The 24,180-nt window shown below is 58.2% G+C and carries 19 protein-coding genes; 8 read left to right on the forward strand and 11 right to left on the reverse strand.

Annotation, left to right across the window (positions count from 1 at the left end; genetic code table 11):
• Positions 1 to 2 precede the first annotated feature (2 nt).
• Positions 3 to 1,355 carry a TIGR03013 family XrtA/PEP-CTERM system glycosyltransferase gene (locus tag DMP17_RS06575; protein WP_337828263.1) on the reverse strand — a complete coding sequence of 451 codons (1,353 nt, stop codon included), beginning with the start codon at positions 1,353 to 1,355 and terminating at the stop codon, positions 3 to 5.
• A gap of 143 nt (positions 1,356 to 1,498) precedes the next feature.
• On the opposite strand from DMP17_RS06575, the gene DMP17_RS06580 reads away from it, so the two are divergent.
• The gene (locus tag DMP17_RS06580) at positions 1,499 to 2,638 is read left to right on the forward strand and encodes a mannose-1-phosphate guanylyltransferase/mannose-6-phosphate isomerase (RefSeq protein ID WP_337828264.1); all 1,140 of its coding nucleotides are present in this window, start codon (positions 1,499 to 1,501) and stop codon (positions 2,636 to 2,638) included.
• Positions 2,639 to 2,647: 9 nt separating this feature from the next.
• Here the strand turns inward: DMP17_RS06580 and DMP17_RS06585 are convergent, their stop codons facing one another.
• Positions 2,648 to 4,054: a helix-turn-helix domain-containing protein gene (locus tag DMP17_RS06585; RefSeq protein ID WP_337828265.1), complete on the reverse strand. Its 1,407-nt coding sequence runs from the start codon at positions 4,052 to 4,054 to the stop codon at positions 2,648 to 2,650.
• A 150-nt stretch (positions 4,055 to 4,204) separates the two neighbouring features.
• On the opposite strand from DMP17_RS06585, the gene DMP17_RS06590 reads away from it, so the two are divergent.
• From DMP17_RS06590 to DMP17_RS06600, 3 genes are all read left to right on the forward strand, one after another.
• The gene (locus DMP17_RS06590; protein ID WP_337828266.1) at positions 4,205 to 5,797 is read left to right on the forward strand and encodes an isocitrate lyase; all 1,593 of its coding nucleotides are present in this window, start codon (positions 4,205 to 4,207) and stop codon (positions 5,795 to 5,797) included.
• A 179-nt stretch (positions 5,798 to 5,976) separates the two neighbouring features.
• Positions 5,977 to 6,147, forward strand: a complete 171-nt coding sequence (locus tag DMP17_RS06595; RefSeq protein WP_337828267.1) for a hypothetical protein — start codon at positions 5,977 to 5,979, stop codon at positions 6,145 to 6,147.
• Between the two features lie 1,289 nt (positions 6,148 to 7,436).
• Positions 7,437 to 9,059: a M10 family metallopeptidase C-terminal domain-containing protein gene (locus DMP17_RS06600; RefSeq protein ID WP_337828268.1), complete on the forward strand. Its 1,623-nt coding sequence runs from the start codon at positions 7,437 to 7,439 to the stop codon at positions 9,057 to 9,059.
• Positions 9,060 to 9,134: 75 nt separating this feature from the next.
• Here the strand turns inward: DMP17_RS06600 and nadA are convergent, their stop codons facing one another.
• The 7 genes from nadA to DMP17_RS06635 form a co-directional block, all read right to left on the reverse strand.
• The gene (gene nadA / locus DMP17_RS06605; protein WP_337828269.1) at positions 9,135 to 10,136 is read right to left on the reverse strand and encodes a quinolinate synthase NadA; all 1,002 of its coding nucleotides are present in this window, start codon (positions 10,134 to 10,136) and stop codon (positions 9,135 to 9,137) included.
• An 84-nt stretch (positions 10,137 to 10,220) separates the two neighbouring features.
• Positions 10,221 to 10,850 carry a hypothetical protein gene (locus DMP17_RS06610; protein ID WP_337828270.1) on the reverse strand — a complete coding sequence of 210 codons (630 nt, stop codon included), beginning with the start codon at positions 10,848 to 10,850 and terminating at the stop codon, positions 10,221 to 10,223.
• A gap of 185 nt (positions 10,851 to 11,035) precedes the next feature.
• On the reverse strand, positions 11,036 to 11,656 hold the full coding sequence (locus tag DMP17_RS06615) for a DUF4230 domain-containing protein (RefSeq protein WP_337828271.1): 621 nt from the start codon (positions 11,654 to 11,656) through the stop codon (positions 11,036 to 11,038).
• On the reverse strand, positions 11,653 to 12,639 hold the full coding sequence (locus tag DMP17_RS06620; protein ID WP_337828272.1) for an MBL fold metallo-hydrolase: 987 nt from the start codon (positions 12,637 to 12,639) through the stop codon (positions 11,653 to 11,655). Before DMP17_RS06620 ends, DMP17_RS06615 begins: the two co-directional genes overlap by 4 nt.
• A 506-nt stretch (positions 12,640 to 13,145) precedes the next feature.
• Complete coding sequence (grxD, locus tag DMP17_RS06625) at positions 13,146 to 13,481, reverse strand: Grx4 family monothiol glutaredoxin (RefSeq protein ID WP_337828273.1); 336 nt, start codon at positions 13,479 to 13,481, stop codon at positions 13,146 to 13,148.
• A 20-nt stretch (positions 13,482 to 13,501) separates the two neighbouring features.
• Complete coding sequence (locus DMP17_RS06630) at positions 13,502 to 13,729, reverse strand: BolA family protein (protein ID WP_337828274.1); 228 nt, start codon at positions 13,727 to 13,729, stop codon at positions 13,502 to 13,504.
• Between the two features lie 19 nt (positions 13,730 to 13,748).
• Positions 13,749 to 14,072, reverse strand: a complete 324-nt coding sequence (locus DMP17_RS06635) for a DUF1476 domain-containing protein (RefSeq protein WP_337828275.1) — start codon at positions 14,070 to 14,072, stop codon at positions 13,749 to 13,751.
• 107 nt (positions 14,073 to 14,179) lie between these two features.
• Here DMP17_RS06635 and cysS point away from each other — a divergent pair, with 107 nt between their 5' ends.
• The 4 genes from cysS (at position 14,180) to DMP17_RS06655 (ending at position 20,355) form a co-directional block, all read left to right on the forward strand.
• A complete protein-coding gene (cysS, locus tag DMP17_RS06640) occupies positions 14,180 to 15,670 on the forward strand; it encodes a cysteine--tRNA ligase (protein WP_337828276.1) in 1,491 nt (496 codons plus the stop codon).
• A gap of 278 nt (positions 15,671 to 15,948) precedes the next feature.
• Positions 15,949 to 16,650, forward strand: a complete 702-nt coding sequence (locus tag DMP17_RS06645; protein WP_337828277.1) for a response regulator transcription factor — start codon at positions 15,949 to 15,951, stop codon at positions 16,648 to 16,650.
• A gap of 35 nt (positions 16,651 to 16,685) precedes the next feature.
• On the forward strand, positions 16,686 to 18,038 hold the full coding sequence (locus DMP17_RS06650) for a FecR family protein (protein ID WP_337828278.1): 1,353 nt from the start codon (positions 16,686 to 16,688) through the stop codon (positions 18,036 to 18,038).
• Positions 18,039 to 18,132: 94 nt separating this feature from the next.
• Complete coding sequence (locus DMP17_RS06655) at positions 18,133 to 20,355, forward strand: CHASE2 domain-containing protein (RefSeq protein WP_337829767.1); 2,223 nt, start codon at positions 18,133 to 18,135, stop codon at positions 20,353 to 20,355.
• Between the two features lie 7 nt (positions 20,356 to 20,362).
• Here the strand turns inward: DMP17_RS06655 and DMP17_RS06660 are convergent, their stop codons facing one another.
• The gene (locus DMP17_RS06660) at positions 20,363 to 20,905 is read right to left on the reverse strand and encodes a hypothetical protein (protein ID WP_337828279.1); all 543 of its coding nucleotides are present in this window, start codon (positions 20,903 to 20,905) and stop codon (positions 20,363 to 20,365) included.
• A gap of 28 nt (positions 20,906 to 20,933) precedes the next feature.
• Positions 20,934 to 24,047, reverse strand: coding sequence for a bifunctional proline dehydrogenase/L-glutamate gamma-semialdehyde dehydrogenase PutA (gene putA, locus DMP17_RS06665; RefSeq protein WP_337828280.1), 3,114 nt, complete (start codon positions 24,045 to 24,047; stop codon positions 20,934 to 20,936).
• Positions 24,048 to 24,180 lie beyond the last annotated feature (133 nt).

The following is a 24,180-nucleotide window of genomic DNA, read 5'->3' on the forward strand; positions in this document are numbered from 1 at the left end:
GATCAGCGCGCCCCGTCCGGCCAGAGCAATACGCGCAATGTCTGCAAAATAATCAGCAGGTCCAGAAACGGCGTGTAGTTTTTGGCATAATAAAGATCATATTCCAGCTTCTGCCGCGCATCGTCGATGGACGCGCCATAAGGGTAGTTGATCTGCGCCCAGCCGGTAAGGCCGGGCTTTACCATATGGCGTTCGGCATAATAGCGGATTTGCTGTTCCAGTTCGGACACAAATTCGGGCCGTTCGGGGCGCGGCCCGACAAAGCTCATTTCGCCTTTCAACACGCACCAGATTTGCGGCAATTCGTCGATCCGCAGCTTGCGGATGACCTGTCCCACACGGGTTACGCGCGGGTCATGTTTGGCCGCCCATATCGCCTTGCCGCCCGCTTCGGCATCGGTGCGCATCGAGCGTAATTTGATGATATTATAGGGGACGCCATATAGCCCCACGCGCTCCTGCCGGTAGAAAGCAGGCCCTTTGCTGTCGAGCTTCACAATGATCGCAAACAGGATGATGACCGGAAAGGTCAGCGCAAGCACGATAAGGCTCGCGACAATGTCGAAGATACGCTTGGCAAAGGTCGAAATCCGTTGCCCTGCGGTAAAACCGTCCGAAAAAATCAGCCAGCTCGGATTGACGGTATCCAAGTCCACACGGCCGGTTTCGCGTTCGAGAAAGCTTGAAATTTCATTGACATGGACACCCGTTGTCTTGATCCGCAACAGGTCGGAGAGCGGCAAGGCGTTGCGCCTTTCTTCAAGCGCCAGCACGACCTCGCTCGCGCCCAAGCGCACAACATGGTCGGACAGGCTGTCAATCGCATCGCGGCGGACCGCTTCGCCGACTATTTGTTCGCCATCGGTCATCGCGACATAGCCGACAACCGAAAAGCCGCTTTCTTTGCGCTTCGACAATGTTTTGATGCGGTCGGCGCGGGCGCCTGCGCCCAGCACCAAAATCCGCCGCCGGAAGGATTCGCCGCCCAGCAAGCGCCCCAGCAGCAAACGCACGAGCAGCAACGCAATTATCGCAAAGACCATCGCATAGAGCGAGTTTGACCGCCACAAGGTCGTCCCCGGCAAAATGAAGTTCATCACCGACAGGAAGATGACGCCTAGGGAGATAGCGGTGAGCAGGCGGGCCGTTGCAAAGCGCATCGACTGGAAGGCTTCGGCGCTATACACCCCCACCGCAATCATCGCGAGTTGCAGGGCCAGCGCGAAACTCAGCAAAGGCGCAACACGCTCGCTCACAGAGCCGACGCTCATGCCAATCTGCTCCGCGCGCACAATCCACGCCAATTCCCCCGCGCCGATCAGCGCCAGAAAATCGAGCAAGGCGAGCAGCAACACGCCATACGGAATATAATGTTTAAACAGCCGGAACATATTTCAGAGGACCCGTTATCCTTTTTTCCTGTCGTTCACTCTTCGCCTTTGCGCACGTCCTAACACTGACCCATGTCAATTTCGTAAAGATATCCGACAGTGGTAAAGTGTCGATTGCTTTTACAAAAGCATTAATCAATTTATGGTTAAAGGTCGCCATCCAGGCTGTAACCGGAAAGACAATGATGAGCCTTGCCCCCCTATCCTCGCCCCAGCGTATCACGCCGGTCATATTGTCGGGCGGCGCGGGCACGCGGCTATGGCCGGCATCGCGCGCGGACAAACCGAAGCAATTTCTTTGCCTTACCGACGATAGGCAATCCATGCTGCAACTGACCGTAGCGCGATGTGCGGACGCCAAGCGTTTTTTGCCGCCGTTGATTGTGGCAGGCCATGACCATCTTCCCTTGATTGCCGAACAATTGGCTGCGCTTGCCGGCTATCGCATTGTCGCCGAGCCGATGGGCCGTAATACCGCGCCCGCGCTGGTTCTGGCCGCGCTTGCGCTTGCCAATGACGACGACCTGATACTCGTCATGCCGAGCGACCATGCAATTGCCGATGAAGCGGCGTTCCAGCGCGCCATCGACAAAGCTGTCCCGCTCGCGCGCAACGGACAATTGGTGACATTCGGCATCGAGCCGACCCATGCCGAAACCGGCTATGGCTATATCGAAGCAGGCGCGGCTCTTGGCGACGGCTTCCAAGTCGCGCGTTTTGTCGAAAAGCCGGTCAAAGCCAAAGCCGAAGAAATGCTCGCCGCAGGGGGATTCCTATGGAATGCCGGATTATTCCTGTTTTCGCGCCGCGCGCTTCTGGATGCCGTCGAGCAATTTGAACCCGCCATTATCGCTGCCTGCCGCATTGCGATGGAGGCCGCGCGCACAGACGGCAATATCCTTTCCCCCGACGCCGATGCCTTTGCGCAAAGCCCCGCCATTTCCATCGACTATGCGGTGATGGAGCGCGCGGATAATGTCGCGGTGGTGCCGGTCGATATGGGCTGGTCGGACATCGGAAGCTGGCAGGCCCTCCATGACCGCGCGGCGCAGGATGCGGATGGCAATGCGCTATCGGGCGATGTGCTGATGGTGGACGCGGCGCATAATCTGGTGCGCGCAGACGGCAAGCGCGTGTCGATCATCGGGCTGGAAGGCTATGCGGTGATTGTGGAGGGCGATGATATTGTCATCACACCTCTGGCACGTTCGCAGGACGTGCGCCAACTGGCCGAAAAGCGGCGCTAACTCTCGCGCTCAATCGCCTGCAAAATGATAGGCGTTGATCGTGCGTTCGCGTTCATTGAACAATAAAGTGCGGCCCGCAGGCGGCGCGGAGCGTTGGCTGCAATCGGGGCGCATACAGGCGATGCAGCCCAGCCCCACCGGCACCACGCGCGTGCCGGTCACGCCCCTTTCCCCGCGCACCGACAGGCTGGAGGCAAAGCGCGCTTCGACTCCCACCGCGACGGCAAAGCGTGCTGGATGCTGCGTGCCATAAGTCGGCCCTTCGACCGTGCGCGAAAAGGTCAGCCATTGGCTCCCATCTTCCAGTTCGACCAGATCGTGCAGCAATTCGGCAGGCCGTGCGAACGCGCCGTGGATATTCCATAACGGGCATCGTTGCGCCGACGCGACGAGCGGCGACCCGCTGGCCCCCGCATAGCGTTTGGACGTCTGCCCCGCCCGGTCGATACGCATCATGAAGAAAGGAAGCCCGCGCGCACCGACGCGTTGCAAGGTGGTTAGCCGGTGCGCGACCTGTTCAAATCCCGCGCCAAAGCGGCGCTGCAACAGGATAAGGTCATAGCCGGTCGCCTCGCACGCCCGCAAAAACCTTGCATAGGGCATGATGAGCGCGGCGGCGAAATAGCTGAACAAATGGCGGCGCAACAGCCGTTCTGCTGCGCGGTCGGGAAGGTTGGCGCCCGCAACCAGCGCATCCACTTCGCCGCGCGCTTCCAACTGCGCCAATTGGGTTGCAGCCTGAAAAGTGCGCGAAGCCGGTTCGAGCATCTCCGAAAGCTGGAGCTGGCGCGCGTGGAGGTCGAGCCGTCGCAGCCGGTCGGGCATCACATCAACGGGGAGGATGCGGATGGCAAGCTGGTGACGCGCGCGCAGCCGTTCGCTGATCGCGCCATAAAGGTCCGCCGACCCCAGCCGCAATTCGTCCGCCAAGGCTTCGGCCTGCGCATCAAGATCGGCGAAATGGTTCTTCCACCGCTCAATCTCCTGCCGCACCAGCCGCACCGCAAGCGGTTCTGCGTCCGGGACGCCTCTGTCCTGCCCTGCCCCGCGTTCGGCAAGGCGCAATATCGCCGCCGCAATGCCGGGGGCTTGCTCGGCAAGCTCGGAGATTTCACTCGCGACAATATCAAGGTCGGCAAAGTCGGAATGGCCGAACAGGCGTTTGAGCGCGCTGGTCTGTTCCCCGCGCGTGTCGCCTGCAAAATCGCGCGGGTCGATGTCGAACCGTTCGGCAATGCGCAGCAATATCGCCGCGCTGACGGGCCGCTGGTTATGCTCGATTAGGTTCAGATAGCTTGAGGAAATATCAAGCGTTTCGGCCATCGACACCTGGGTCAGGCCATGATTGCGCCGCAACCGCCGCAACGCCGCTCCTGCAAAAATCTTCCGCTCTGCCATCCCGCCACCTTGTGCCATCTTTGTAAAGATATTTACAATATTACATTCTTATATGCACATTATCGGCCAATTCCACTAAATATTTTTACAAAAATGACGCGCTCCCAAAAGCACGGGGCTACACCAAATCCCAAGACAAACAGATTCTTTGGTGAAGGGGCCAAAATCATGAGCTATAGTGAAGACATCTCCAAGGCTACGGCCGTCATCACCGGTAACGGCAAGCCGTGGGACGCGATTTCGGGTGAAAATATTGCCCGTATGCGCGCGCAGAACCGTTTCAAGTCGGGCGTCGATATTGCGCGCTACACCGCCAAGATCATGCGCGAGGATATGGCCGCTTATGATGCCGACCCCGCCAATTACACGCAATCCTTGGGCTGCTGGCACGGGTTCATCGCGCAGCAGAAGCTGATTTCGATCAAGAAGCATTTCGGCACCACCAAGGGCCGCTATATCTATCTGTCGGGCTGGATGATTGCCGCGCTGCGCAGCGAATTCGGTCCGCTGCCCGACCAGTCGATGCACGAAAAGACCAGCGTTCCGGCGCTGATCGAGGAAATCTACACCTTCTTAAAGCAAGCCGATGCGCGCGAACTGGGCGGCCTGTTCCGCGAACTCGATGCGGCGCGCGATGCGGGCGACGAGGTCAAGGCCAAGCAGGTCCAGCATCAAATCGACAATTTCGAAACCCATGTCGTTCCGATCATCGCCGATATTGACGCAGGGTTCGGCAATGCGGAAGCCACCTATCTTCTTGCCAAGAAGATGATCGAAGCGGGCGCTTGTGCGCTGCAGATCGAAAATCAGGTGTCGGACGAAAAGCAATGCGGCCACCAGGACGGCAAAGTCACGGTTCCGCATGAGGATTTCCTCGCGAAAATCCGTGCGCTGCGTTACGCTTTCATGGAAATGGGCGTCGAGGATGGCATCATTGTTTCCCGCACCGACAGCCTGGGCGCAGGCCTCACCAAGCAGATCGCCTTCACCCGCGAACCCGGCGATATTGGGGACCAGTATAACAGCTTCCTCGATTGTGAAGAAGTGGATGGCGCGGGCAATCCGGGCGATGTTCTCATTAACCGCGATGGCAAGCTGATGCGTCCCAAACGCCTGCCTTCGAACCTGTTCCAGTTCCGTGCCGGTTCGGGCGAAGACCGCTGCGTTCTCGATTGCATCACCTCGCTCCAAAATGGCGCAGACCTGTTGTGGATCGAAACCGAAAAGCCGCATATCGAACAGATTGCGGGCATGGTCGACCGCATCCGCGAGGTTATCCCCAACGCCAAGCTGGCCTATAATAATTCGCCTTCGTTCAACTGGACGCTGAATTTCCGCCAGCAAGTGTTCGATGCGTGGGAACAGGGCGGCAAGGATGTGTCGGCTTATGACCGAGCCAAGCTGATGAGCGTCGATTATGACGCCACCCCCTTGGCGCAGGAAGCCGATGACCGCATCCGCACCTTCCAGCGCGATGCTGCGGCGCGGGCGGGGATTTTCCACCACCTCATCACGCTCCCGACCTATCATACGGCGGCGCTGTCGACCGACAATCTCGCCAAGGAGTATTTCGGCGATCAAGGGATGCTCGGCTATGTCGAAGGCGTGCAGCGCAAGGAAATCCGCGAGGGCATTGCTTGTGTGAAGCACCAGAATATGTCGGGCAGCGACATTGGCGATGATCACAAGGAATATTTCTGCGGCGAAGCTGCTCTCAAGGCCGCTGGTAAAGACAACACTATGAACCAATTCGCGGCCTAACGCCGCGGGTGGGAACCAATTCGCGGCATAACGCCGCGGTGGGAACCAATTCGCGGCATAACCGCCGCGATGGGAGGACCGGCTGGCGCAACGAAGCCAGAGCCAGCCGGTTCCATCGACAAGATTACCGGCCCTGATTACCGACCTAGATTACCGATGAAGAAGAAAGGAATATCGTTATGCCAGAGCCAGCACGGTCCCGCGCGGTCCTTTCCACCGCCGATTTTGAATTGCTGCGCACAGCGGTGCTTCATTATCTGAAGGCCATCGAAGACAAGCCGGAATCGGTGGAATATGCCAATCTTTACCACCGTCTCGGCAGCGCGCTCGGCGCGCCAAAGGGGAGCTAAGAGCTGAAAATTTCAAGATAAACGGCCGGTGGAGCTCCAGGTAAGCGCAAACACCGGAACCGCAACCGATCTTTCCTGGGGAGGAAAGATAGCCGTCGGAAGGGGAAACCTTTCCGGCGGCTATTTCATGAAGGGAGCGGGGCGATGCGGGAGTGGAGCATTAGGTCCGGTTTGGGACTATTTGCGCGGGTGGCAAAACACCCACCTGCTTGACTGCGTTCATCCCGTCATGCCCGCCAGAACGCGGAAAGCGGTTACGGGCCTGAAAACGCAAACGGGTACCGTCGCTATCTTACAGACACAGCTTCAAGCCTTTCGATGCAAGCCTTCACGCATAACGCGCCCGTCCCTTCCAAGCGCACGCCTCCCTTTCAAAAACGCAAACGGGCGCTGGATATGAAACCCAGCGCCCACTGCGCTATCGTAAAAATAAGCGGACTTTCTTTGCCCTGAAGGTCAATGCCGTCCGTATTTTCGCGTCAGCGTCCGGAAATACATGCGTCCAAACCTCAAAGGCCCAGCCGCCTGCTTCCTATAGGCCATCCGCCCGGTGACGGGGGATAACCGACCTGTTCCGATGATATGCTTATGCTTGGCCTTTAGCGGGACGCATCTGCCTCATCACCAACAGGGTGTGACGGTTTTGGATGTCCGGCCATTTTTGCCTAGGTGTTTGGGCAGCCTGAAAGCAAAAGCGGGGTTCACCCTCGATCATCACGTAGTGAATTTTACGGTATCGCAGCCATGCTGTTTCATCGGTCTGCCGATCATCCGGTCCTCGCGTGAAGCAAGGTCCGGCCATCTTGTGACCGCGAACGGAGGCACGCCTTGGCAACCATTCACCACTCGACCATCGCGCTGCACAATCCGGTTTCTGATCCCAAGCGCCGATTCCTCATGGAAAACCATGTGAAATCCGGACCTTGCCGATCATCGCCATTGCGCTTTGCACCGTGTCGATAAGGTCAAGGTGACTCGCACCACCGAGTCGCAGCAAATGGAAAAATGCGATTTATCCACAGGCTTTGAATTAAATTGTGGATAATTCATAGTTTTTGTAATTTTATTACTTCGCCTATCGGAGAACGGTCGCGGCCTACCTTACAAATATGCCGGATTTATCCAATTTTCCCTATCCCCTAATAGTTTACGATCTATCGGGATTGACAGCGGCGCAGCGGAGGCATTTAACCAGCGGATGCAACTTGAGGGAGGGGGGAGACACCGCATCGCGGGCACCCTCGCAAAAAAATGACGAGTTCGCATTTGGATCGAGAGGAGCCCATAAGATGGCAAAGAAACAGGCTATATTTGATTATGATGGTGAAATTTATTATCATCGCCCGGATCAATATGGTGCGCATGAACTGAGCGAGCCGCTCAATCATGAACCGGTTGAATTCAACCTCGACGATTATGCAGGTCTGGGTTTCACCTATCGCGGGAAACCGATTGCAGATCTGGACCGCGTATTTGACCAAATCGATTCCGGTCGACAGCTTAAAATCACCGGAAACAATACGATTACCTATACATTTCTGGACCTCAATCACCTGACGGGCCTGTATAATAATCCGAACAACGGATTTACCGCGGGCAATGGCGTCAATCCGTTCAGCGCGACGCAACGTGCCGAAGCGCGCCAGTCCATCCAGTTCTGGGATGATCTCATTGCACCGACTTTTGTAGAAAAAAATGGTATGGGTGCCGATATTGTAATGGCGAACAGCGCGGACCCAGCACAGGCTTATGCTTATTATCCGGGGACTAAAGGCTGGAAATTCCAGAGCGATGTTTTCATCGCCGATCCCAATCTCAACTGGACCAATAACTGGCTGGGATTCAACGGATATGGCGCAACCACATTAATCCATGAACTCGGCCACGCCATCGGCCTCAGCCATCCCGGAGCCTATAATGGAGCGGCTGCTACCACTTACGCCGGTCAGGCCGAATATGCGCAGGACAGCGAGCAATATACGATCATGTCCTATTGGTCGCCGTCGGAAACGGGGGCCCGCGTGGTCGATTGGAGCACCTTCCTTAACGGCAATGCCCAAACGCCGATGCTGCATGATATTTATGTGATCCAGCAAAAATACGGAGCCGATCTCACCACCCGCACCGGCGATACAGTCTATGGCTTCAACTCCAATGCGGGCCGGGACGTATTCGATTTTTCGAGCAATAAATTCCCGAATGTCGCCGTTTATGACGCAGGCGGCAATGACACGTTCGATTTTTCGGGTTTCAACGCCAGCACCTTCATCGACCTTCATGCCGGATCGTTCAGTTCCGCCGCGCAGGCCGTACCAACGCTGGCCGAAATTAACGCCAACCGTGCAGCTTTGACGCAAATTGCCGATGGCGCCCAGACTTTTGGCGCACTTACCCAAGCGAGCGTGGACGCCACCGCAAATAGCTATATGAACGCGATTGCCAATGCGATCGCCGCAGACACCGGCGTCACCGGCGTACGTGCAACGGCTTATGACAATATCGCTATTGCGTACGGCACGATTATCGAAAACGCTATCGGCGGGTCGGCGCGTGACGTGATTTGGGGTAACGAAGTAGCCAACAAGCTTGACGGTCGCGGCGGCGATGACGTTCTCAACGGCTTTGAAGGCGCGGACACGCTAACCGGTGGCACCGGCAAGGATATTTTCCAGTTCAGCCATGCAGAATTTGGCGACCGGATTACCGATTTTGTCTCCGGAACCGACAAAATCGACCTCAGTGCCTTTGCCGGAACTTTAAGCTTTGTCGGTGACGCAGCATTTAGCGGTGCCAATCAGGTCCGTTATGCCAATGGCACAGTATATGCCGATTTCAATGGCGATGGTGTGGCCGATTTTTCGGTCCATCTGGGCGCGGGTACAGCTCTCTTGGCAGGCGATTTGATCCTGTAACCCCTAACAGATACAAAATAAAAAAACGCCGGAGGTCATTCTCCGGCGTTTTTTTTCATCTAACAGATTATGTTGTTAAGGCCGCGGCCCCACATCGCCCTGCCCGACTGTGCTTGAGGCCATCTCCAGCATCTTGTCGAGGCTGCGCTTGGCGGCGAGGCGCAATTCTTCGTCAATTTCGACACGCGGCTCCAGATCGCGGAGCGCGAGATAGAGTTTTTCCATCGTGTTCAATGCCATATAGGGGCAGACATTACAGTTACAGTTGCCGTCCGCGCCCGGTGCGCCGATAAAAGTCTTTTCCGGCACCGCTTTTTCCATCTGGTGGATGATATGCGGTTCGGTCGCGACAATCAGCGTGTCGCCTTCCATCGTCTTGGCATAATTTAAAATGCCGCTGGTGGAGCCCACATAATCGGCATGTTCGACAATATAGCCCGGACATTCGGGGTGGGCAGCGACCGGCGCGTCGGGATGCTGCGCCTTCAATTTGATCAGCTCGGTTTCGCTAAACGCTTCATGGACGATGCACACGCCCGGCCATAACAGCATCTCGCGGCCCAGCTTGCGCGACAAATAGCCGCCCAGATGCTTGTCGGGGCCAAAGATGATTTTCTGTTCGGGCGGGATTTGCGACAGAATTTTTTCCGCCGAGGACGAGGTCACAATCACATCGGATAGCGCCTTCACCTCGGTCGAACAGTTGATATAGGTGAGCGCAATATGGTCGGGATGCGCTTCGCGAAATGCTTTGAACTGCGCGGGCGGGCAGCTATCTTCAAGGCTGCATCCGGCGTCCAGATCAGGCAGCACGACAATTTTTTCGGGCGACAAAATCTTGGCGGTATCGGCCATGAATTTGACCCCGCAAAAAGCGATAACATCGGCGTCGGTTTCCGCCGCTTTGCGCGACAATTCAAGGCTGTCGCCGACAAAATCGGCAATATCCTGGATTTCCGGCTTTTGATAATAATGGGCGAGGATCACCGCATTGCGCTCTTTGCGCAAACGTTCAATCTCTGCGCGAATATCGACACCCTGCAAGGTGCCGCCGATACCGTTACGTGCGTCCATCATTCATCCCTTTATATTTGCCTTCTAAATGGCGGCAGCAGGCTGATTGCGCAAGGGGTGATACCGAACTTTGCAACGGTTCGCGCTTCAGGAAGATGCGATCCTTGCGGCCCATTCGACCACCGCCGGGATGAAAGCGAGCGGCGGCGCGACAGGTCCTATCAGCGCCGCGACCCCGCCGCCCCAATACCAAGCCGGATGGATACGCCCCCGCCGACGCCGATCATAAAGGGCACCCCACGCGACCAACGCCAGCACGGCCAGTGAAATTGCGAACAAGCCCGCAGGCCCGAGCAGATCCATCGGTAAAATGCGCGCCCAAGCTGGACCGGTAATGATGATGGTCGAACAGGTCATAAGCCTGCTATGCCACGCCATATCACGACGCTTCATGATGGCCGCAGCGACCAGCGTCCAGAATCCGGCTACCGTCAATATATTGAGCATCAGGAAGATATTTGGTGGCTGTAACCGTCCGGCCTCGATACCCCGGACTGTCACCCACAGACCGCTTACCCCCATGAGGACAGCAAGCCCGACGCCGATCCAACCTTGTAACCGGTGCTTTTTGCGTTCGCCTTGGGCAATTAGCGAAGGTTGCGTAACCGCAAGCAGACACCACCCGATATAGATAAGACCATGAAAATAGACCGCTACGCCCAGCACGCTAAAATTCGCACGGCCCAACGCTGCGTTCATGCCGAAACCGAGCAGCACAATAGCTAAACAAGTAAGTGCAATGTAAAAGAAAAGGCGCGGCTCCCCGCGCAGCGCACGCGCCGATTGTCGTGATACGTCCCCCATCGCGCATACCTCCCCATAAACAGGATGTAGTGCGAACCCGGTGAGGGATATAACCGATCTTCAAAGCCACTACCAATATTTTAACGGCGCGGTAAGGCTCAGCCTTCGTCAGCGAAATAGACTTTGACGCCTGCATCCACCCCGGCGGATTTGAGCGGTGCGCTAAAGCTGCGCTTGACGATAGCGCGCACCGCCGCTTTGGCCTGTTCCATCGGGCCTTTGGCGCGGGCTTGTTCGAGGAGTTGCGCTTCGGCGTTGCGGCGGCTGGCGCGGTCGATGCCGCCCTCTTTTTTGGCGAGCGGAACCGGCTTGCCCCCGCCGCGCCAGCGCGCAATCGCGTCATGGATAATATCCGGCCCGTTCACGCGCAATTTCGGGAGCTTTATCTCCAGCTCCTTGGTCGTTGCGTTCCATTCAAGATCGGAAGCGCGCACGCCTTCGACATCGACTTCATAACGCACCGTGCCGGGGACGAGCAGCAGTTGCGGCGACCCCGCCGACGTTGTGGTTTGCGGCACCACCGCGACATAGCGCGCGATGAAGGGCGTCAGAACTTGCTGTTCTTTCAGCGTTTCAAGGCTGGCCTGCACGATCATTTGCGGGTCGCCATCAGGGGTGGCAGCGCGGCGACTCTTCCATCCGGCGAGGAGACCGATAAGGATGAGGGCGGCAATGCCCCATCCCCATATGCGGTTGCCGCCGGGCAATGCCCCGCTCATCCGGTGAGGCTCCACACGCCATCGGCATCTTCGGTAACGCGGCCCCGGATCTGCAATTCGAGCAAATGGGCAAGCACCGATCGGCCCGCCGCTCCGTGCAGGCGCGGGTCGAGGCCTTTATACATTTCGGCGACAAAATGGTCGATGCGTTGCGCCCCGCGTTCAAGCATCCGCACAATCTGCCCTTCGCGCTGCTTGCGGTGGCCCATCATACCGCGCGCGAGACGTTGCGGCTTATCCACCGGCGCGCCGTGGGCGGGATAATAGATGCGGTCCTGAGGCCGGTCGATCAGCTTTTGGAGGCTATCCATATAGGCCGCCATATCGCCATCGGGCGGGGAAATGACGCTGGTGGACCAGCCCATAATATGGTCGCCGGTAAACAGCGCGCCGCTTTCCTCCAGCGCATAACAAAGATGGTTCGATGTATGGCCAGGGGTCGCAACCGCCGTCAGTGTCCAGCCTTCGCCGCGCACATTGTCGCCATCGGCCATGACCGCATCGGCGCGATAGGTCCGGTCGAACGATGCGTCAGCGCGCGGGCCGCTATCGTCGAGGACGAGGGGCGCACAGCCGATAATCGGCGCACCGGTTCTTTGCTGGAGCAACAGCGCCGCCGGACTATGGTCGCGGTGCGTGTGGGTGCACATGATCGCAATGATGGCGCGCGCGCCCACCGCTTGGATAAGGGCTTCCAGATGGTCGGCATCGTCGGGGCCGGGGTCAATCACCGCAACATCCTTGCCGCTGCCGACAATATAGGTTTGCGTGCCGGTATAGGTGTAAGGCGACGGATTGCCCGCGAGCAATCGCTGCACCAAAGGCTCAACCTGTTCGATCAGGCCGACAGGACCGGGAGGCGGAATATTCATGACCGGCCTTGTGGCAAATCCTGCGCAGCTTTTGAAGGATTTGTTGGATCGGGTTGCCGTCTTTGTGCGGGGCGATTTTAGGGCGCGGGGTTGGGCGCGGGGAAAAAGCAAACGGCGGCGCGCGCCTCATTTTGTCGGGATTCTTTACAAAGCTACGCTGCGTTCATCTTTTGCTTACCATCAAAAGCGGCAGAAACCGGCGTTTGGCCTAAAATGGCACGCGCGGTGCATAGTTTACGATATTCCTGAGTGTTTCGCTCCAGAGAGGCGGGTTCGGATCGGATTGGTCCCTGATCCGACCCGCCCTCACCCGGCATCCCGACAATTTGAAACCACAGCCCGCCCGCGTTGATACGTGCGGACACGCACGCTCGCCGGAGACTATCCCCATCCCGTTGATTGTCGGGCATTTTTACACCCAAGCGGCGCGTTAATAAACCGCACACCATCAGGCAGCGCAGAAATCCGCGCGTGCCGCAAATTGGCACGCGCGCTGCATAGATTAAATTGTTCCTGAGTGTCTCGCTCTAGAGAGAGGCGGGCCAGTTCCGGTCTGGTCCCCGGTCTGGCCCGCCCTCACCCGTATCGGCATATCTTTGATAAATAATGAAGAAGGCTCAGCCCTCGGCTGTCGCGACGCCTTCGTCGGCCATGAGCTGTTGCAGTTCGCCCGCTTCATACATTTCCATCATAATGTCGGAGCCGCCGACAAATTCGCCCTTCACATAAAGCTGGGGGATGGTCGGCCAGTCGGAATATTCCTTGATGCCCTGGCGCACTTCCATGTCCTGCAAAACGTCAACGCTTTCATATTTGACGCCGAGATGGTCGAGGATGGCAATCGCACGGCTGGAAAAGCCGCATTGCGGGAAAAGGGGCGAGCCCTTCATGAACAGCACAACGTCGTTATTCTTGACGAGAGCATCGATGCGGGATTGGGCGGGGGTGGACATGGCAGTCTCCTGTTCGGGGCCTATTCGGGAAGGGCTGTGGTGAGTTGGAGCGCGTGCAAAGTCGTGCCCATATGTTCGCCGAGCGCGGCATAAACCGCGCGCTGTTGCTTGATGCGCGGGATCCCGCGAAAGCTTTCGGACACGACATGCGCGGCATAATGGTCGCCATCACCGGCTAGGTCGGTGATCGTCACCTGCGCATCGGGGATCGCATCGCGGATCATGGTTTCAATCGTTTCGGCGCTCATCGGCATGGCGGAATAGGCCTCAAATCTCGCTCATCAACTGGCGGCGCGCTTCGATAAGCTTTTCATCGAGCGCCTGACGGATACCGGCATCGTCAATGTCGATACCGGCCGAGACCAGATCGCCTAACAATTTGCGGACCACATCTTCATCGCCCGCTTCTTCGAAATCGGCCTGCACCACGCTTTTGGCATAGGCGTCGGTTTCTTCGGGGGTCAGGCCCATTTTTTCTGCCGCCCATTGGCCGACCAGCTTGTTGCGGCGCGCATTGACACGGAAATTCATTTCCTCGTCGCGGGCAAATTTGGTTTCAAAAGCGCGTTCGCGGTCGTCGAAGGTCGTCATGGTCAGGCTATCCCCTTTTGGAAATCACAGTCAATGCAGCAGATAGGATGGCAAGCCCCCTTTCGCAAGGCGGTTGACGGCAGGAAAGTTTCCGCCAAAAGGACCGCATGACGCATCCAGACGCCCATCCTGCCACCAAGCCTTACGCCCAGCCTGTTACCCCCACTGCCCCGCTCACGCTGTTTGACAGCCTGACCCGCGCGTTAAAGCCGTTCGATCCGGTGCATGAGGGCGAAGCGCGCGTTTATAGCTGTGGCCCCACCGTCTATAATTTCCCGCATATCGGCAATATGCGCGCTTATGTGTTTGCCGACACGCTGGGGCGTGTGCTGACGTGGAAGGGCTATACGTTGCGCCATGTCATCAACATCACCGATGTCGGCCATCTGACCGACGACGCGGATGCGGGCGAGGATAAGCTTGAAAAGGCCGCAGCGGAAAAAGCCCAATCGATCTGGGACATTGCCCGCTTTTATACCGAAGCCTATTGGGACGATGTGAAGGCGCTTAATATCCGTCAGCCTGCGCATTGGTCGATTGCGACCGATTATGTGCCGCAGATGATCGCATTTGCCGAAAAAATTGCCGACAACCATTGCTACCAACTGGAGAGCGGGCTTTATTTCGATACCAGCACCGTGCCCGATTATGGCCGCCTTGCGCGCCATGGGACCGATGAGGGTGAAAGCCGCATTGATCCGGTCGACGGCAAGCGCCACCCCGCCGACTTTGCCATCTGGCGCAAAACGCCGGAGGGCGAAAAGCGGCAGATGGAATGGGATTCCCCTTGGGGCAAAGGTGCGCCGGGCTGGCATCTTGAATGTTCGGTAATGAGCGAGGCGCTGCTCGGTATGCCGTTCGACATTCATACCGGCGGCATCGACCATCGCGAAATCCACCATCCCAACGAGATTGCGCAGAACCAGGCCCATAGCTGCGCCGCCGATACCGGCGCGCGGATGTGGATGCACAATAATTTCCTCGTCGACCGCACGGGTAAAATGTCGAAGTCCAGCGGCGAATTTTTGCGGCTCCAGCTTTTGATCGATAAAGGCTATCACCCGCTCGGCTATCGTATGATGTGCTTGCAGGCCCATTATCGCAGCGAGCTGGAATTTAGCTGGGACAATCTGGGCGCGGCGCTCACACGGTTGAAACGCATGGTCATGGCGGTCAGCCAGTTGCGCGAGACGACCGGGGCCGCAACGGAGATTACCCACCCCAAATTGACCGAATTGCTCGCGCGTTTTGATGCGGCCATATCGGATGACCTCAACACGCCGATTGCGCTCACAATATTGGAAGAGGCGATTGCGCTCAAAAAAATAGATGCTGCGCAAAAGCTTGCGACGATTGCGCACATGGATGATGTGACGGGCTTTGCGCTCCTCACTTTGTCGCGCGCCGACTTGCGCCTGCGTCCCAAGGCCGCGACCATCAGCGAAATCGAAATCGACGCCGCGATTGCCGAGCGCAAACAGGCGCGCGAGGCCAAAGATTATGCCGCCTCCGACCGCATCCGCGACGCGATGGCTGCGCAAGGCGTCGCGCTGATGGATGGCGACTCGCTGGGGTGGGAATGGCTGCTCGCGCCGTAAAGGGGCCGCCCCGCGCCGTGATTTTGTAACAAAGCCTATCACAGCCCCGCACCGGTTGCAGGACGGCCGGGGGACGGCTTTTGGCAACAACTGCAACCAATTAGTGTAAAATCCAATGTAAAATCTATTGTAAATCCTTGTAACTATTTGCGGTTACAGGTTTATTTTTCAACGGATACTCTTCATCGTTACGCGCGTTTGTAAAAAAACCAGATTTACGGACGTGTAAGGGGAAGTGCGGGAAGAGGAAGTTTCCCGCACAGGTGAAGGGAAATAAAATGCGTATCGCTATTGCCGATGACGACAATACGATGTCGGATTACATCGCCGGAATTGTAAAAGACCAAGGATATAACAGCCAGACGTTCGCCAATGGCGACCATCTGCTGACGGCGTTGCGCCGCGATACCTATGATCTGGTCATGCTTGACTGGAACATGCCGGGCAAGTCCGGCATCGAGACGCTGGAAGTCATCCGCGACACGATGGATGAAGCGCCGCCGGTCATCATGCTCACGAGTCGCGCCGACAAGCGCGACATCGCCACCGCGCTTCAGGCGGGAGCCGATGATTATATTGTGAAGCCCGAAGTGCCGGAAATAATTGCCGCCCGCATGGCCGCTGTTTTACGCCGCACGGTCAAGGTGGATCCGAGTGTCCGTGTCGAAGATATTGGCCCTTACACATTCGATTATATCAACCGCACCATCCGCGTGAAGGGTGAGGAAGTCATTCTGACAGCGAAAGAATATAGTCTTGCTCTGATGTTCTTCCGCAACCTCAACCGCGCCTTGTCGCGTTCCTATCTGTTGCAGACTTTATGGAATAGTGTGGCCGATCTCCCGACCCGCACCTTGGACATGCACGTATCGCGAATCCGTTCAAAGCTGGAATTAACCGCGGAGAATGGCTATCGCGTCCAGACCGTATTTGGTTATGGGTATCGTTTGGAATGTCTGACCGAAGAGTCCTTGAACTGAGCAAATGCTCTCCGCAAAAGCCCGCCGGCGCGACTATGCTGCTGGCGGCTTTGATGCTGGGCGGCCTGTCCGTGCCGCTTACCCCTTCATATGCGCAAAGCAGCAATGCGGCGCGCGCGACTCCCGGCATGGTCCGCGGCGGCATGGTCCACGGCGATATGCTCCATTATCGCATGAAACAGGGCGACAATCTCTACGTCCTAGCCCAGCGCCATATGTCGACCATGACGGCGGTGGAAAAAGTGCAGCGGCTGAACCGCATCGCCAATCCGCGCGCGGTGCCGGTGGGGACGGTCATCCGCATCCCCGTCGCCTATCTCAAATATCGTCCCGAAAAAGCGCGGCTGGTCGCATGGCGCGGCGATGTCGGCGTCGGCAAGACCGGCGCGCCTACGGTCGGTATGGAATTGGGCGAAGGCATTGCGATTGCGACCGGGCAAGGTGGCTTTGTTACGCTGCAACTGTCCAATGGCAGCCGCGTGTCTATCCCCTCGCAAAGTCTGGTGCGTATTGCGCGCCTGCGCGAATATAGCATCAATCAGGCGCTCGATTATGAAATTGCGGTGGACAAGGGCCGCCTCCAGACCAAAGCCGCGCCGCTCAAAAATCCGGACAGCCGCTATCGCATCCGCACGCCCATTGCGGTGAGCGCAGTGCGCGGCACCGAATTCCGCATCAAGCTGGAAGGCGATGAAGTCCCCTCGCTCACCGAAGTGCTGGAAGGCACGGTCGAAGTGGGCGCGGCCGCCAAGGGCAGCCCGACCACGCCTGTCGTCAAAGGCGAAGGGCTGGCGGTGACCAGCGATGGTCGCAACATCGCCGAAAATCTCCTGCCCGCGCCCGAACTGGTGCGCCCCGGCAAGGTGCAAAAGGATGAAACATTGTCGTTCGAAGTGGCACCGGTGAGCGGGGCTACCCGCTATCACGCCATTTTCGCAACCGACGCTTCCTTGTCCGAACAATTTGCCGAAACGCGATCGGACACGCCGGTTATCACCTATCCGTCCATTCCCAATGGCCGCTATTATGTGCGCGTGTCGGCGCTTTCGCCTAACGGATTTGAAGGCTTCCCCGCCAATTACGGCTTTGCCCGCCGCCTGTCGTCGGTCAAGGGAAGCGCCGCGCCGTTTGCCAGCGATGGCAGCGTCCTGTTCAAATGGGATGCGATGGGCGAAGGCAAGATTGTCCACCGCTTCCAGCTTTATCGTGATAGTGTGGAATCGACGCCTTATATTGACGAACCGGGCTTGGCCAAAAGCGAGATACGCCTCGACCGCCTTCCGCCCGGCACCTGGTATTGGCGCGTCGGCATTTCGGTTTTCGACGATGGCGCTGTCACCGACAGTTGGACCACAGCCGAAAAGCTGATTATCGCCCGTGAAGAATGAGCGTCGGCCTCCGACGGTCGCCTATACCCCCATCCCTATCCGCCGCCGTTTATGGTTTGAATGGCTGCTGGTTGCGTTGATCGCGACCTTATTTGTGTTTGCCCTATCCTATACCGGCATGACGCGGCGGGTGGATAATATCATTTATGACCGCGCGCTGGGCTTGTTCCAGCCTGCAGTTGACGAGCGCATCCTGCTGGTCACGATTGACGATGACAGTTTGAAGCAGTTGGGGCGCTGGCCTTGGCCGCGCGATCTCCATGCGCGCATGGTCGAGCGGCTCCACCAGAGCGGCGCGCGGGCCGTCGCTTATGACGTATTATTCCCCGACCCCGCGCTCCCCGCCGATGATAGCGCGCTTGCCCGCGCTGTCGCGCTCGGCACGCCGGTTGTGCTGCCGCAAGCCTATAGTGTGCCCGGCCTCAATGGTGCGCCTTATGATGTGGTGAAACCCATCCCCGAGCTTGCGCAAGCGGCCAAAGCTGTCGGCCATGTCAGCCTCGCTTATGATAGCGACGGCGTGGTGCGCCGTGTGCCGTTAAGCTTTGGCGATGGCGCGGACCGCACGCTCCATATGATGGAGGAGCTTTACCGCATCGAACATGGTCGGCCATCGCATATGTGGGCGCGCAGCAGCGGCACCGACCATGAGGCGCTTATCAGCTATCAGGCCAAGGGCGGCGGCTTTTCCACCATCAGCTTTGCGAGCGTGCTGAACGGGGAAGTCCCCCCTGCGCTTATCAAGGATAAGCTGGTGCTCGTGGGGGCGGCGGCTTCGGGCATGGGCGATATTCACCCGACGCCTACCGGACGCGGCGGCACCGCATATGGGGTCGAGCTGATGGCCAATGTGCTCAATGCAATGGAGCAAGGCAAGGCGATCCGCGAGGTGCGCCCGCTTGTGCTTGCGCTCAGTTCGCTTGCGCCGATTGCCTTATTGCTGGTGAGTTTCTGGTTGCTGCGCCCGCGCACCACGCTCATCCTCACCTTGCTCCTTATCATAGCGATTTTCCTCATCCGCATCCTGTTGTTGCGCTTCGGGCTATGGGTGCCGCCCAGTCCTGCGCTGATCGGCGTGGCGCTGGTTTATCCTTTATGGGGCTGGCGGCGGTTGCAGGCGATGGATGATTTTGTCGGCACCCAGCTAAACCGCATCAGCCGCGAGGATAATATCCTCCCGTCGGCGCAAGCGATGCCCGCGCTCAGCGACTATGTCGGGCAACGCGCGTTCCGGCTGGAACAGGCGATTTCGGAGGTGCGCGAATTGCGGCGCATCGTGTCCGACATATTGGAACAGCTTCCCGACCCGATGATGCTGGTGGACAGCAGCGGGCGGGTGCGGCTCGCCAATGAGGATGCGGCGGAATTGTTCGGCACCGCGCTCTATCATGATCAGGCGCTCAATCTGCTGCGCGGCATCGCTATCCCCGAAGACCGGCGCTATTTCGACGATCTCAAGCCCGGACTGGATGAAGAACATCGCATCACGTTCCAGTCGCGCGCGGGGCGCAGCTATGAAATCCGCAGCCTTCATGTGCGCGCAGATAATGGCGAATTGCGCGGGCTTTTATATTATCTGGCCGATGTGACCGGGCAAAAGCGGGCGGCGGAAGAACGCGAGGAACTGCTCCAGCTTCTGACCCATGATATGCGCTCGCCGCAAAGCTCGATATTGGCGCTGCTCGACGGGGTTCCGGCCAAACCGCTGGCGGTCAAGGATTATGACCGGCTGCGCAATTATGCGCGGCGCACGCTGACCCTGGCGGACAATTTCGTCCATCTGGCGCGGTTGAAAGGCACCGACTTCGAGCCGGAATTTATGGACCTTGGCGACATTGTGCAGGAAGCCGCCGACGCGCTCTACACGCTCGCCCACCGGCGCGGTATCCGTATCAAAGTGTCGCGCGCGGATCGCGGTGAATATTGGGTGATGGGCGAGCCCGGCACCTTGCACCGCGCCTTTTGCAACCTGTTCGACAATGCGGTCAAATATAGCCCCGACAAAGGCGTGATTTCCGCGCATTTATCGCGAGAGGGAGACATAATCCGCTGCGACCTGATCGACGAAGGGCGCGGGATCGAGGGGGATTTGGCCGAGCGGCTGTTCACCCGCTTTGCCAAAGGGGCGGCCCCTGTGACACAGCCGGTCGAAGGGGTCGAGGGCGCAGGATTGGGCCTCAACTTTGTGCTGACGGTGGTGGACCGGCATGGCGGTAATATCCGCGCCGAAACCGGCGAAGCGCAGAAAGGCGCGCATTTCATCATCGAATTTCCCGCAGCGGGCGATGATGGCGCCGACCTTGATTTCGAGCCTTAAGGGCGCGTTATTCGACGCCTTGCCGTTCGATGGTCCGCTGTCCGTTTTGGCCGGAAAAGCCGCTGAGCGCGGAATCGAGCAAGAACGGCATCACGTCCACCGCTTTGGCCTTGCAATGATATTCTTCGGCCATGCCGCGATAGGCAATTGCGGCGTCCTTGACCCGCATTAGCACCAATTTAATACCAATTTCCCGATCCTTGCAGCTTTGCAGCGCGCGACGTTTTTTGGCCTTGGCAAGCGGCGCGCCATCGACCGCATAACTCATATCGGCAGGCCGGTCGGAGACAGACAGGGATGCGGCATAATGGGCGGCCTCCGCATCATCGGTGCGGGTGAGACCTAGCGCCGACAGACGCCCTTCGAGCAACCGCGCTGCTTCCACCGCCAAGGGCGCGGGCGGTCCTTCGGGCACCGCCAAAATATAGGTCGCACCCCGTTCCGGCGCGTGTAGGATGGCGGTATCAATGCGCGTCTGGATCGGGCCGGAGCAAGCCGCGAGCGCAAACAGGCCCGCCGCCAGACATACCGGCTTTGCAAAATGCAGCATTTCTCTTTCCCTCCCCTTCGGACCGGCCTTAGCGGGTCATCAAGGCTGTATTGCCGCCCGATGCGGTAATATCGGTGGACAATGTCTTTTCCTCGGCGAACCTGAACAGATAATGAGGACCGCCCGCTTTGGGACCGGTGCCCGACAGGCCGCGCCCGCCAAAGGGCTGGCTGCCGACAATCGCACCGATCTGGTTGCGGTTAATATAGATATTGCCGACCCGCGCACGCGAGGCAATATGGGCGGCGACCGCATCAATCCGGCTGTGGATACCAAGCGTCAGGCCATAGCCCGTCCCGTTAATCTGGTCGATTACATCGTCCATCTCTTCGGCCTTGAAGGTGACGACGTGCAGCACCGGCCCGAAAATTTCGCGCTTCATGTCGGCAATCCGGTCGAGCCGGATGATGGTCGGCGGGATGAAAGTGCCATCAGGTGACGCATCTTCGGCGCGCGTGGCTTCGGCCAACACACGGTTTTCGCGGCGGCGGTCCTCAATATAGGCGGCAATGCCGTCGCGCGCTTCCGCGTCGATAATCGGCCCGACATCGGTGGTGAGCTTGGCCGGATCGCCGACGCGCATTTCCGCCATCGCACCGCGCACCATATCGACCATTGTTTCGGCAACATCTTCCTGCACGACGAGCAAGCGCAGCGCCGAACAGCGTTGCCCAGCGCTCTGGAAGGAGGAGGCTATCACATCGCGCGCCACCTGTTCGGGGAGCGCGGTGGAATCAACGATCATCGCGTTCAAACCGCCGGTTTCTGCGATAAGCGTCGCAATCGGCCCTTCGCGCGCGGCTAGGCTGCGGTTGATGATTTTCGCAACCTCGGTCGAGCCGGTGAAGCACACGCCATCGACATGGTCATGCCCCGTAAGCGCCGCACCGACCGTTTCGCCGTCGCCGGGCAAGAAAGCCATGACTTCGGGCGGCACACCCGCTTCATGGAGCAATTTGACCGCTGCATGGGCGATCAGCGGGGTCTGTTCGGCAGGCTTGGCAAGCACCGCATTGCCCGCAACCAGCGCCGCCGACACTTGGCCAAGGAAGATCGCCAGCGGGAAGTTCCACGGCGAGATGCATGCGAACACGCCCTTCCCTTCGAGGATCATTTCATTACGCTCGCCGGTGGGTCCGGGCAGCGTCGTATTGCGTGCAAAATGCTTGCGCGCTTGGGCCGCATAATAGCGCAGGAAATCAGTCGCTTCGCGCAACTCTGCAATCGCATCGAGCAAAGTCTTGCCCGCTTCATCCATCGCCAGCGCCAAGAAGTTAGCAGTGTTAGCTTCGAGCAAATCCGCCGCGCGCTCCAGCTTTTCGGCGCGCCATTCACCCCCCGCAAGCGACCAGTCAGGCTGCGCCACAACCGCCAAAGCAATCGCCCGATCCACAGCCGCGCTATCGGCATTGATAACATGGCCAATCGTCTCGCCGGTCGCGGGATTGGTGACAGGGACTTGCGCGCCCGTCACGGTTATGCCCGCAACCAGCGGCACCGCAAGCCGCTTGCCTGCGCGCGCCTTGTCCATGCTTGCGACCAATTCCGCCGCTACGCCGGGATCGTTAATGTCATAGCCTTGGCTGTTGCGGCGTTCCGGATTGAACAGCTCGGTGCCGGTCGGGATGCCGCTCCCCATCATGCTCACGCTCGCCATTTCGCGCGGGTCGATGGTGAGTTCCTCGACGGTCACATCGGGGTCGGAAAATTGGTGGACGAAGGACGAGTTCGCGCCATTCTCCAGCAAGCGCCGCACCAGATAAGCGAGCAGATCACGGTGGGTGCCAACCGGCGCATAAATACGCACGGGTCGCGCATGGCCGCTAATTTCGCCCAAAGCATCATGCGCGCCTTCGCCCATGCCGTGGAGGCGCTGCAATTCATGGTCGTCCTTATGGCCGAACAGGGTCGCAACATAGGCCACCGTCATCGCATTATGCGTCGCGAAACAAGGGTAGAGATGGTCGGTCATGCCGTGTAGCATCTGCGCGCACCGCATATAGGAAATGTCGGTATTATTCTTCGCGGTATAGACCGGGAAATAATCAATGCCGAGCACTTGGCCGCGCTTGATTTCACTATCCCAATAAGCGCCTTTAACGAGCCGCATCGCCAGTTTCACCTGTGCGCGTTTGGCAAGATCATAGAGCCATTGCACCGCTTCGGGGGCGCGTTTCTGATAGGCTTGGATAACAATGCCAAAGCCGGTCCAGTCGCTCGCCAATCCGGCTGCAACCACGCCTTCGCACATATCCATATGCGGTTCCAACCGGTCGCTTTCTTCGGCATCGACCATGATCGGAATATTGACGGCGCGCGCTTGTTCGACGAGCGCGATCACCTTGGGCAGCAATTCGCTTTTGACACGATCGGCCTGCAAATATTCATAACGCGGGTGGAGCGCGGACAGTTTGATCGAAATGCCGTGATTGGCGTGCGGATCGCCGGGCTTCGCATATTTACCGATGACGTTGATGGCATCGCGATAGCTGTCAAAATAGCGGTCGGCATCTTCCATCGTGCGCGCCGCTTCGCCCAGCATATCGAAGGAGCAAAGCTCGTCGGGCGCAATTTTGCCGGCGCGGCGGATGGCGTCCTCGATCGTTTCGCCCATGACAAATTGCTGGCCGAGCAATTTCATCGCCGCAAGCGCGGCTTGGCGGATGACCGGCTCGCCCGATTTGCGGATAAGTTTGCGCAAAATAGAAAGCGGCGCGGCTTTGCTGCCAATTTGATCGAGCAGCAATGTGGCCGACCCCAAAGACAGGCCCCAAGCCGACATATCGACCAGCATCTTGCCCGACCGCGCATCGCTTTCGGTCCAGTCGCGCCCCGCAATCTTGTCCTTGATAAGCGCATTGGCGGTTTCATCGTCGGGAACGCGCAACAAGGCTTCGGCAAGGCACATCAGCACCACGCCTTCTTCGGTCGACAGGCGATAGCGGTTCATAAACGCATCAATCAGCGTTTCTTTATTGTCGCCCGATTTCGCAATGCCGATAATCTTGCGGCCCAGCGCCTTGACCGTTTCGACAGATGGCGCATCGACCGCGAGCGCGGCCAGCAGCGAACGAACCAGTTCGCCTTCATCGCGCCGTTGCGCTTGACGTAACAATGTTCGGTTATCTGCTGTGTGCGCCATAAAATTACGCTCTCCTGCGGGGGGCTTGATACTGCACCGACGCCCTATAAGCAAACAGGTTCCGCGCGCAATAAAAGAAGGTATTGGCGACATATAATTTCAATAAAAGTGTAACAAAGGCGTGTTTGCTTCT

The organism is Pseudonocardia sp. TMWB2A, assembly GCF_017312135.1.

What these genes read in the sequence shown, in the direction of transcription:
- cysS (WP_337828276.1), top strand. Translation starts at nt 14,180, where the DNA reads ATGACGCATCCAGACGCCCATCCTGCCACCAAGCCTTACGCCCAGCCT.
- nadA (WP_337828269.1), bottom strand. Translation starts at nt 10,136, where the DNA reads ATGATGGACGCACGTAACGGTATCGGCGGCACCTTGCAGGGTGTCGAT.
- DMP17_RS06630 (WP_337828274.1), bottom strand. Translation starts at nt 13,729, where the DNA reads ATGAGCGCCGAAACGATTGAAACCATGATCCGCGATGCGATCCCCGAT.
- DMP17_RS06585 (WP_337828265.1), bottom strand. Translation starts at nt 4,054, where the DNA reads ATGGCACAAGGTGGCGGGATGGCAGAGCGGAAGATTTTTGCAGGAGCG.
- DMP17_RS06645 (WP_337828277.1), top strand. Translation starts at nt 15,949, where the DNA reads ATGCGTATCGCTATTGCCGATGACGACAATACGATGTCGGATTACATC.
- DMP17_RS06635 (WP_337828275.1), bottom strand. Translation starts at nt 14,072, where the DNA reads ATGACGACCTTCGACGACCGCGAACGCGCTTTTGAAACCAAATTTGCC.
- DMP17_RS06615 (WP_337828271.1), bottom strand. Translation starts at nt 11,656, where the DNA reads ATGAGCGGGGCATTGCCCGGCGGCAACCGCATATGGGGATGGGGCATT.
- DMP17_RS06595 (WP_337828267.1), top strand. Translation starts at nt 5,977, where the DNA reads ATGCCAGAGCCAGCACGGTCCCGCGCGGTCCTTTCCACCGCCGATTTT.
- DMP17_RS06590 (WP_337828266.1), top strand. Translation starts at nt 4,205, where the DNA reads ATGAGCTATAGTGAAGACATCTCCAAGGCTACGGCCGTCATCACCGGT.
- grxD (WP_337828273.1), bottom strand. Translation starts at nt 13,481, where the DNA reads ATGTCCACCCCCGCCCAATCCCGCATCGATGCTCTCGTCAAGAATAAC.
- DMP17_RS06650 (WP_337828278.1), top strand. Translation starts at nt 16,686, where the DNA reads ATGCTGCTGGCGGCTTTGATGCTGGGCGGCCTGTCCGTGCCGCTTACC.
- DMP17_RS06600 (WP_337828268.1), top strand. Translation starts at nt 7,437, where the DNA reads ATGGCAAAGAAACAGGCTATATTTGATTATGATGGTGAAATTTATTAT.
- putA (WP_337828280.1), bottom strand. Translation starts at nt 24,047, where the DNA reads ATGGCGCACACAGCAGATAACCGAACATTGTTACGTCAAGCGCAACGG.
- DMP17_RS06660 (WP_337828279.1), bottom strand. Translation starts at nt 20,905, where the DNA reads ATGCTGCATTTTGCAAAGCCGGTATGTCTGGCGGCGGGCCTGTTTGCG.